General features: G+C 33.0%; 10 protein-coding genes, 1 pseudogene and 1 riboswitch. Of the genes and pseudogenes, 9 read left to right on the top strand and 2 right to left on the bottom strand.

Annotated features, from left to right (window positions below; translation table 11 throughout):
• Positions 1–162: 162 nt before the first annotated feature.
• From RWR88_RS01545 to RWR88_RS01505, 9 genes and pseudogenes are all read left to right on the top strand, one after another.
• Positions 163–882, top strand: a complete 720-nt coding sequence (locus RWR88_RS01545; RefSeq protein ID WP_314450270.1) for a metallophosphoesterase family protein — start codon at positions 163–165, stop codon at positions 880–882.
• 12 nt (positions 883–894) lie between these two features.
• Positions 895–1,554 (top strand): type II CAAX endopeptidase family protein, encoded by a 660-nt coding sequence (locus RWR88_RS01540; RefSeq protein ID WP_314450268.1) that lies wholly within the window; start codon positions 895–897, stop codon positions 1,552–1,554.
• The gene (locus RWR88_RS01535; protein WP_314450267.1) at positions 1,551–2,681 is read left to right on the top strand and encodes a sensor histidine kinase; all 1,131 of its coding nucleotides are present in this window, start codon (positions 1,551–1,553) and stop codon (positions 2,679–2,681) included. The genes RWR88_RS01540 and RWR88_RS01535 overlap by 4 nt, the downstream gene beginning before the upstream one ends.
• Positions 2,674–3,324 carry a response regulator transcription factor gene (locus RWR88_RS01530; protein ID WP_314450266.1) on the top strand — a complete coding sequence of 217 codons (651 nt, stop codon included), beginning with the start codon at positions 2,674–2,676 and terminating at the stop codon, positions 3,322–3,324. Before RWR88_RS01535 ends, RWR88_RS01530 begins: the two co-directional genes overlap by 8 nt.
• Before the next feature lie 63 nt (positions 3,325–3,387).
• A riboswitch (TPP riboswitch) is annotated at positions 3,388–3,477 on the top strand.
• A 412-nt stretch (positions 3,478–3,889) separates the two neighbouring features.
• A pseudogene (locus tag RWR88_RS01525) lies at positions 3,890–4,372 on the top strand (N-acetylmuramoyl-L-alanine amidase family protein); the annotation flags it as partial.
• Positions 4,349–5,362 carry an SEC10/PgrA surface exclusion domain-containing protein gene (locus RWR88_RS01520; RefSeq protein ID WP_314450275.1) on the top strand — a complete coding sequence of 338 codons (1,014 nt, stop codon included), beginning with the start codon at positions 4,349–4,351 and terminating at the stop codon, positions 5,360–5,362. The pseudogene RWR88_RS01525 and the gene RWR88_RS01520, both read left to right, overlap by 24 nt.
• A gap of 155 nt (positions 5,363–5,517) precedes the next feature.
• Positions 5,518–6,222: a metal ABC transporter ATP-binding protein gene (locus RWR88_RS01515; protein ID WP_314450264.1), complete on the top strand. Its 705-nt coding sequence runs from the start codon at positions 5,518–5,520 to the stop codon at positions 6,220–6,222.
• On the top strand, positions 6,171–6,986 hold the full coding sequence (locus RWR88_RS01510; protein ID WP_314450262.1) for a metal ABC transporter permease: 816 nt from the start codon (positions 6,171–6,173) through the stop codon (positions 6,984–6,986). The genes RWR88_RS01515 and RWR88_RS01510 overlap by 52 nt, the downstream gene beginning before the upstream one ends.
• Before the next feature lie 120 nt (positions 6,987–7,106).
• Positions 7,107–8,066 carry an AEC family transporter gene (locus RWR88_RS01505; protein ID WP_314450261.1) on the top strand — a complete coding sequence of 320 codons (960 nt, stop codon included), beginning with the start codon at positions 7,107–7,109 and terminating at the stop codon, positions 8,064–8,066.
• Positions 8,067–8,564: 498 nt separating this feature from the next.
• Here the strand turns inward: RWR88_RS01505 and purR are convergent, their stop codons facing one another.
• Together purR and yidA are read right to left on the bottom strand one after the other, a co-directional pair.
• Entirely contained in the window at positions 8,565–9,404 is an 840-nt protein-coding gene (gene purR, locus RWR88_RS01500) for a pur operon repressor (RefSeq protein ID WP_314450259.1), read from the bottom strand.
• Positions 9,405–9,661: 257 nt separating this feature from the next.
• The gene (gene yidA / locus RWR88_RS01495) at positions 9,662–10,480 is read right to left on the bottom strand and encodes a sugar-phosphatase (protein ID WP_314450257.1); all 819 of its coding nucleotides are present in this window, start codon (positions 10,478–10,480) and stop codon (positions 9,662–9,664) included.
• Positions 10,481–10,548: the final 68 nt, after the last annotated feature.

Here is a 10,548-nt window from a genome sequence, read left to right as displayed (position 1 = left end):
AAGAGACGACTTAAGTCGTCTCAAAAAAAGTCTAACTTTTTGGGGTCACTTCAAATGCCAGTCTTTTTTTGTTTAGCTATTTCAACATAATTCTACAAGCTTTTTTGAAACTTTGTAGTATGGTATAATCATCGTATGTTTAAAGAGGAGTTGTAGAAATTTATGAAAAAAACTTATTTTATTATTGGAGATGTTCATGGAGAAGATAAAATGCTCGATGAAATGTTGAAAAATTGGGATGAAAGTACTCAACAATTAGTTTTCCTTGGAGACTTAATTGATAGAGGACCAAATAATAAAAAAAGTGTTTTAACTGCAATGGAGTATGTAAAAGAAAAAAATGCTTGGTATGTGATGGGAAATCATGAAGTGATGTTTTTAGCGTGGATTGATAATCCAGAAGAGCGCTTTGATCATTATATGAGAAATAATGGGAATACAACCATTAACCATCTATTAAATCGTCCTGTAGATACAGAAATTGATTCTTTAAAAGATTGCGAATTAGTAAAAGGACAATATCCTGAGTTAATTTCTTTTTTACGAGAACGTCCTTTATATATTGACGAAGGAGATGTTTTATTTGTTCATGCTGGAGTTGATTTAAGATTAGATCATTGGTTAGATACTGTTCCAAAAGATTTTTATTGGATTCGTGAACCTTTCCATACTGGAAAAAATACAACAGGAAAAACGATTATTTTTGGTCATACTCCATTAAAAGGATTAAATGAAGATGGAGATTATATGAAATTATGGCAACATGATGGAAAAATCGGAATGGACGGTGGCGCTGTTTTTGGTGGGGCTTTACATGGTGTTGTATGGCATGATGGTAAAATTCAAAAAATTTATAGTTTAGAACATAAAGATTTCCATTAATGGAGGTAAAGAATGAAGAAAAAGGCAGTATTATTATGGTTTGTTTATTTTTCTAATTTAATAATTGTTCCTCGATTTTTTCTAACACAGGCTGAAGATGGTACATTACATGTGGATAGAAAAGTTTATATTTTAGTTCAATTAATGACAGCTATGTATGCAGTCTGGTCTTATCGTGAAGTGATTCAAAGAGGATTTGAAAGATTAGTGAAAAGAAGATTTGTTCGAGATATTGCGATTGGTTATGTAGTTCGAGTAGTCCTTACTATGCTTTTAGCTCTTGTTGTTCCATTACAGCAGACAGATAATCAAGCCAATATTGAATCGTTATTAAATTCTACATCTATTGTATTAATGCTAATCTTAACTTGTGTAGTTGCACCGATTGTGGAAGAATTAGTATTTAGGGAAGCGATTATTGGAGCTTTTAAAGATAAAATGAATCCTTGGATTTTAACAGCAATTTCAATTTTCTTCTTTGTTTTACTGCATTCAATTTCCAATAGTGGTGGAATTGACTGGGGTGCGGCGTTGATGTATATACCTTTGACAATTCCTTTAGTCGGAATGTATCGTTATTATGAGGATAATGTTGCTGCATCTATGTTAATGCATTTTGTAAGTAATAGTGTTGCGATGATTTTTTTAGTCGCTAGAGGGTTCCTATCATGAAAATGATTCAAGAAAATCAACTAAAATTTTTAATTCGCTATGGCTTGTTAATAACAGCTCTCGTAGAGTGGGCATTATATCATCCGGTGAATGCTTATCACTTGCTACTATTTCTTGTTATTCTTGTTGTTGCTCAATTAGATTACTATTCGATTCAATATCCTTGGGCGATTTTAGCTCAAGGTATGGCAATTTTAACATTTTGTTATTTTACAGGAAATATTTTTATTAGCTTAATGCTTTTATTATGTTTCGAGATTAGCTTTCGATTTTCATCTTTACATGCCATTATACTTCAAGGGATGATTACTATAGTAGTTATTATATTAGGAATAAAGCAACAACAATGGTGGTCAATTCCAGTAATGATTTTTGGAAATGTATTATTTTATTATGGTGCACATCTTGTTTTAAAATTAAATGAACAAGAAAATTTATTAAAAGAGCAAGAAAATCAATTATTTGAACAGAAAAAGGAATTGCAACAAGCGCAATATACAATGGGAACGATGAAGGAATTATATACTTTACAGGAGAGAAATCGTATATCAAGAGAAATTCATGATTCAGTTGGACATAGTCTTTCAACGATTATTATTCAACTAGGAGCGATTAGTAAATTAAGTGAAGAAAATAATCCTCAAGTTTCTCAAATGAGCGTACAATTAAGAGAATTTGCAGTTAAAGGGTTGCAAGAAGTACGTACTGTAGTTCATGATTTAAAACCAGAACAACTAACGAAACAACAACTAAATGTAGCTTTAGAAGAATTTATTTATGAAACAAAACAACATAGTGGAGTGGAATTTGTATTTCGACAAAATAAACCAACGATTCAACTTTCTAAAGAGCAAGAATTAACCATTTTTAGAGGAGTGCAGGAAGCAACGACAAATGCGATTCGTCATGGAAAAGCAACTAAAATCACGCTATTAATGATGTATTCTGCAAATGAACTCATTGTAACAATTATGGATAACGGAGCGGGATCTTCAGCTATTTCATTAGAAGGTGGATTAAAAGCGTTAGAAGAGCGACTGCATGAATTACAGGGGCAATTAGAAATCAAAAATACTGAACAAGGGTTTACAGTACAAATGAAATTGAAAGGAGAATCTAATGTCTGAAAAAATTAAAGTGATGTTAGTAGATGATGAACAATTAATTCGTTCAGGTTTAAAAATTATGCTAGAAACTTATCCAGATATTGAAGTAATTCATCAAGCTGGAAATGGACGAGAAGCGTTTGAATGTTGCAAAATCGAAGTGCCAGATGTTGTATTAATGGATATTCGTATGCCAGTAAGTACGGGAATTGAAGGAACTAAACTTATCAAAGAAGCTTATCCAGAAGTGAAAATTGTAATGGTGACAACCTTTCAAGATACAGAATATATTGTAGAAGCGATGCAATATGGGGCTTCAGGTTATTTATTAAAAGATAGTAGTTATGAAGCTATTTATGATGGGATTAAAGTTGCTTTGTCTGGAAAAGTAGTGATGGATGCGACAGTTTCTGAAAAATTAGTGATGCAACCAAAAGTACCAACTACGATAGGAAAAACGGATATTTCGTCATTCGGTTTAACAGAAAGAGAGATTGAATTGATTCGACTTGTATCTCAAGGGTTAAATAATAAAGAAATTTCAGAAGCATTATTTTTATCTGAAGGAACCGTTAAAAATAATATTAGTACAATTTTATCAAAATTAGCTTTGAGAGATCGTACGCAATTAGTAATTTTCGCTTATGACCATCATATTCGATGATAAAAAGAGACTAGATAACTTTTTTTCTTTGAGGAAACATGTTATACTGAACTCAATTCAATAGAGAAGCATTTGGGGTGCCGAAAGGCTGAGATCATACCCATTGAACCTGTTCTGGATAATGCCAGCGAAGGAAAATGACGATCAAGTATAGAAGAAGGGTAACTTACAGTTTTTAAACTAGTATTTTATTCTAATCTATGATGATACAATGATTCCCCTTTTGTTTTTAATAACGAGAGGGGCTTTTTATATAGTTTTAACGGATTGTTTCTGTTAACAGGAAACATGTGCTTTCGAATTGAAGTAAAACACCCATTTGTTGCCATCATTTTGGTGTGTTTTCCCTTTTCTCCACTATCAGAGTTGTGCCTGATAGTGGAGTTTCTCTTTATAGGCTATTAGTTTCTCTTTATAGGCTATTAGTTGCTTTTTATAGAAGATTCGGTACAATAACAGTAAGGAATAAAGGAGGCACTGTATGAATAAAAAAATTATTTCATTACTAGCAACGGTTACTTTAACAAGTCTTGCTGCAGTTCAAGCAGAAGAAACTTCAAAACAAGGTTGGATTAAAGAAAATGGTTCATGGTATTTTTATCAAAATCAAAAGCCAGTGACTAAACAATGGCAAGGGGACTATTATTTAAAATCTGATGGAAAAATGGCTGAAAAAGAATGGATTTACGATCCTGAATATCAAGGTTGGTATTATTTACAAAGTGATGGATCTTATGCTTATTCTACATGGCAAGGGGATTATTATATAAATTCCAATGGGAAAATGGCTATGGCAGAATGGATCTATGATAAAAATTATAAAGCTTGGTACTATTTAAAAGGGAATGGTGCTTATGCTCGTTCTGAATGGCAAAAAGAGTATTATTTAAAAGCTGATGGAAAAATGGCTGTTTCAGAATGGGTACAAAATGCTCTTGAAAATGCATGGTATTATTTAAAAGGTGATGGATCTTATGCTCATGATGAGTGGGTAGGTTCTTACTATTTAAAATCCAATGGGAAAATGGCTGCATTAGAATGGATCTATGATAAAAATTATGTAGCTTGGTATTATCTAAAATCAGATGGAACGTATGCTTATGATCAAGAAGTCGATGGATACTATTTAGAATCAGATGGTAAAATGCGTGAATCAGAAGAGGATCGTTTAAGAAGAAAATTAGATGGTGCTGTTCAATCTCAACATCAACAAGAAGAAAAGAAAGCATTAGAAAAAGCGATTCAATGGTTAGAATCAGAGGATTCAATTTCAATTAATGAAGAATATGCGAAACGTTTAAATCAATATGGTTCAACTGATCAAGGAAAAAACCAAGAAAATATATCAGCTTTAAACACGATTACTAAATCACTATTAAAACAAAATCAAAAAGAAATAGGAGCTATTTCTAATACATTATTGGCAAAATATAATCTTCGTTCGATGCCAGAAGATATGAAGCAATCCCTAAATCTGTATGCTGCTTCGTTAATTAATTCAGTCAGAAAACAAATGAATTATTCGCCAGTAAAAGTAACAGAAACAATGGTTACTATTGCAGAGCAAATTGCTAAAGAGTACATTAATGATGGAAGATTTATTGCAGATGGAAAAGGTCATGATGCGCATGCCATTAATAAAGTAGTAGAACAATATGGAATACTCACTTCTACAGATAATTCGAAATCAAATGGTAGCCAATATTATGAAAATGCAACTAGTACAGATTTCCAAAATCAAGATTACTTTACTATTCGTGCTGAATTAAGAGAAGCCATCTTATTATTCTTATTCAATGGAATTGAATATGACCATGCGCAAAGTATCGCAGGTGTTAATTTTGGAAAAGAATATAAAGATGCATACTTTGGAGTAGGATTAGGAGCTTCAGGGCACTTTATTCAAATAGAAGATTCTTATTTAGAAAAAGAAGGTACTTTACCATTTTCAAAAACAGAAATTTCTCAAAAAGTTCGTACAGATTATGAACAAAAAGTGATTCAACGTTTAAAAGAACATTTAGCAACTTTAAAATAATCGATTAAAAGTGGGCAATCGTCATTGCCTGCTTTTTTTGTCTACAAATTTCGTGAACATTATCGTAAATTCTTGATTATTCGTACTAAAATATGCTATCCTAACAAACGTACATAAAAAAGAATTACTACGATTTAGAAAAGGAAGGAGTTAGTATGAGTTACGTTTCAGTTGAGAATTTATCATTTTCGTATGATAATAAGCCCGTTTTAGAAAACATTAGTTTCACTGTTGAATCGGGAGAGTTTGTCATATTAACAGGTGAAAATGGTGCAGCAAAATCCACTTTATTAAAAAATATTTTAGGATTATTAACTCCAAAGCACGGAAAAGCAACAATCGCAACCGTTAATACACAGGGAGAAACATTATCCATTGGATATGCCCCACAACAAATTTCTTCTTTTAATGTGGGATTTCCTTCAACCGTTTATGAATTAGTTGCTTCAGGTCGTTACCAACAAGGTCGTTGGTTCCAACGATTAGATAAAGAAGACCATGAACATATTGAAAGAGCCTTAAAATCTGTTGGAATGTGGGATGAACGCCATAAACGTATTGGCGAGTTGTCGGGTGGTCAAAAACAAAGAATCTGTTTAGCGCGTATTTTTGCAACAGATCCGGACTTATTTGTTTTAGATGAACCAACAGCAGGAATGGATAAAACAAGTAGAGAGCGTTTCTATCATCTTTTACATCACAGTTGTGCACATCATGGAAAAGCGATTTTAATGGTGACGCATGAGGAAGAAGATTTGGAACATTATGTGGATAAACATATTCATTTGATGAGAAAGGAGGATTCTCCATGGAGATGTTTTTCTATGGTTTCATGCAAAGAGCATTCATCACAGGATTAGCAATGGCGATGATTACGCCGATTTTGGGATTGTTTTTAATTTTAAGAAGGCAGTCATTATTGGCAGATACCTTATCTCATGTTTCCTTAGTGGGTGTTTCTCTAGGCTTATTATTAGGCTATAATCCTACCTTTATGACATTAGTAGTGGTAGTTTTAGCGGCTATTGTGTTAGAAGTAATTGGGAAATATTTTAAAGGTTATTCAGAAGTGACCGTTGCGATATTAATGTCTGGTGGGATGGCGATTGCCTTAATTTTAATGAATTTCCAAAAAGGTCGTTCAACGATTAGTGTGGATCAATTTTTATTTGGTTCCATTGTGACGATTACACAACAACAAATGTGGTTGATGATTGTTTTAGCGGTTATTGTAGTCGTGTTATATTTGATTTTTAGACGACCATTATATGTTTTATCATTTGATGAAGATACTGCTTATACGGCAGGATTACCTGTTCGTTTGATGACACAAGTTTTCACGATTATTACGGGTGTAGTCATTTCAGTGATGATGCCAATTGCTGGAGCTTTATTAGTTTCAGCGGTAATTGTGTTACCAGCCTCTATCGCGATTCGTTTGACAAGAAGTTTTACAGGCGTTATTGTGTCGGGTATTTTAATTAGTATTTTTGGTATTTTTACTGGTTTAAGTATGTCTTATGAATTTGATACACCACCAGGTGCTACCATTACTTGTGTATTCTTAATGATTTTAGTCATTAGTTTATTTGGAACAATGATTAAAAATCAATTCAAGAAATAAAGTTGAAGTCTCGGAAAGTTTGTCTAGCAGATTTTTCGAGATTTTTTATATTTTATGGAATGTTGACAGCTAGAGGAAAAGCAGAGTATAGTGACTGTACTAAGAAATTGGAGGATAAAAATGTTAGGTGAAATCTTTTCAAGTATGGCAACGATAGTCATCATGATTAGTTTAGGATATGTATTACAAATAAAGGGATGGTTTGATAAAAATTTTTCAACAAGTATTGCTTCTCTTATTATTAAAATTGCTTTACCAGCTTCGATTATGATTTCTGTTTTAAGATTTATTTCAAGGGAAAAAATGATTGAATTTGTTGGTAGTTTAGGAATTCCACTGTTGAGTGTTATTGTTGGATATTTTGTTGCTTGGATCATTGTTCAAGTATTTCGTATTCCAAATAATCGTAAGGCGACGGTGATAAATACGATTGTCAATGCGAATACGATTTTTATGGGACTACCGTTGAATTTATCTTTATTTGGTGAAGAGGCTATGCCTTATTTTTTAGTATATTATGTAGTGAATACTTTATCGACGTTTACAGTGGGAACGTATTTATTTGCTTATTATAATCAGCAACATGTTGGAAAAGGAATTCAATGGAGTCGTATTTTCTCACCACCTTTAATCGCTTTTTTAGGTAGTATGATTTGGGTATGGTTTGGATGGACGCTTCCTGAATTTTTGAATGATTCTTTGATTTATATTGGTAGTTTGGTAACTCCATTATCGTTAATGTATATTGGAATTCATTTAGCACAAGTGGGGCTTCGTTCGTTGACGTTAGATCGAGATATGAGTTTAGCGATTTTGGGGCGTTTTGTATTGTTTCCGGCAATTCTTTTAACTGTCCAAGTGGGAATGATGCAGTTGTTTTCGATTGAATTACCAATGAAATTACAAGAAACGTTCTTTCTTCAATCAACGATTCCGACATTGGTCATTATGCCATTATTAGCAACGGAGGAAAATGCTGATATTGATTTTGCGACATCAGCTGTTACGATTACAACTTTATTCTATATCGTGATTTTACCCGTATGGATGATGCTATTTTCGATTGCATTCCAGTCGTAAAATTAACGTAATAACGTATGCAAAAATAACAGAAAAACTTCCTTGAATAGCGAGGTCGCCAGCAGCCTCGCAATGCGAGTCTCATGGCTAAAATTCGAGCCTCGGTCTCGAATTTTACCTTGTAAAATAAGCCACTTCCGTGGCTCATTTTACTGTTGCTATTCAAAGGGAGTTTTTTTTATTTTTGCTAGATAAAATTGTTTCTTTAAATTTTGTGAAGTAATAATATTAAAACTAGTTCAAGCTACTAATGAAAATGAAGAAACAATGGAAGAAGTAGTAACTCGTAATGAATGGCAAAAAATACTGTTATTGATGGATATCAATTGAATGAGAACGGTGAATGGGTTTAATCCATTTATCTACGTAAAGAAAAAATAACAGAAAAAACTTTTCTTAATACCAAAAGTACATGAGACAGCATTTGCTGGCTGCTGGCGAGCTTGCTATTCAAGGAAAGTTTTTTTCTGTTATTTTGTGTTAATGGTTAATTATTCACTAATGTGTTTCTTCTAAAAATGTATGTGTATCGAAGAAGTTACCTAATTCTGCTTTGATATGGTGGTTTTCGGTGTTGATTTCTGTAATACGAATAATAGAAGAATAATCTTGTAATTGGTGTCCAGAGATTCCTGATTCACAGAAAACGACTGCACCCACTGCATGAGAATCGAATTCTTTGATAAGACTTCGCATCCCATTAATGGTACCACCGGCTTTTAGAAAGTCATCGACAATTAGTACATTTGATCCACTTGGGAGAGTACGCTTAGATAATTCCATTTTTTCAACACGAGAAGAAGAACCAGATACGTAATTAATACTTACAGTGGCTCCTTCTGTAATTTTCGAATCACGACGAACGATAACAAATGGAACATTTAAATAATTGGCAACTGTTTGAGCAATCGGTACTCCCTTAGTTGCTACAGTCATAATGACATCGACTTTTTGGTCTTCGTAGGCAGAAGCAATCATTTTTCCTAAGTGATGAAGAACGTCCGGTTTTCCTAGTAAATCAGATAAGTAAATATATCCACCAGGAAGTAGACGAGTTGAATCATTCATCTGGTCACAAATTTTTTGTGCTGCTTCTAATGCTTGTTCTTTTTTAATTTTTGGAGTGAAAATCACGCCTCCTGCAGCTCCAGGAAGTGTATTAACAACACCAATTCCTTGAATTTCAAAGGTGCGTTTAATAATGGCAATATCTTCACTGATGGAAGACTTTGCAGATTGGTATAAATCTGTAAAAGTTGTTAATGAAATCAATGTATGAGGATTATCGAGTAATCGTTGTGTCATATCGATTAAACGTTCGCTTCTCTTTAATTTCATCGGTTAGCCTCCTTTAATTTGAATCAAAGCTTATAAGACAGCTCTGGCTGAAGAATGCTCCAGTAAAACTATTATACAGAAATTTACGAAAATTACAACAAAAAACAAGGCGAACATTCGTTAAAAATTGATTTTTCTTTCAAAATTTATTGTTAATAATCGTGTTTTGTGAAGAGTTTCTTGATGTTACAGAGTAAATAAAACCCAAAGGAGTGAAAAATCTCCTTTGGGTTTTCGTTTTATTGTTCTTCTTTGAATTAGTTCTCCATATTTAATACATGAGTTTCTACAGCTACTGCAACTCCATCTTCATCATTTGTTGTTGTAATGAAGTTTGCAAGTTTTTTAATTTCGTCAATCGCATTTCCCATTGCAACTCCCATTCCTGCATACTCAATCATATCTCTATCGTTTTCTTGGTCTCCGATACACATGACTTCACTAGCATCTAATCCTAATAACTCTGCTAGTTTAGCGACTGCATGTCCTTTACTTGCTTGTGGGTGTAGGACTTCTAAGTAAACAGGCATACTACGAACGATATTATGATTTTCTTTAAATGACTCACTTAAATTTGGAATAAGATTTTCTAAAATTTCTGGTTCATCTACAAACATCATTTTTGAAAAAGTAGCATTTGGATCAAATTGATCCAGTGGTTGTTGTACAATTGGCATACCAACAAGGTCACGTTCCATATAAGAGTATTTTCCAATATCTGGAGTTGTTACATAAATATTTTTTTCATCGATTACGTGATAGTGAACGCCGTATTGTTGATGGTAATCATCCATTTGTTTAAAATCATCCATTGTCATTCCAAAGCGTACTAAACTTTCTCCTGTTCCTGTTTTTTGAACGAGTGAACCATTATAAGTAACGACAAAATCACGATCATTAATTAAGTTTAATTCTTTTAAATATCCTTGAACTCCTGGAAGTGGACGTCCTGTACAAAGAACAACATAGACACCTTGTTCTTTTGCTTTTGTTAATGCAGCATGAACACGAGGAGTAATTTCGTGTTTTGAGTTAATCAGAGTTCCATCGATATCAATGGCAATTAATTTAATCATAGTTAGTCTCCTTTATTTTGTATCGTTATTATTATAGCATATTTCATAACTGAATGAAAAAGCACAAA

Source organism: uncultured Granulicatella sp. (assembly GCF_963528195.1).
Lineage (GTDB): Bacteria > Bacillota > Bacilli > Lactobacillales > Aerococcaceae > Granulicatella.
This window is presented reverse-complemented; position numbering and strand designations above follow the sequence as displayed.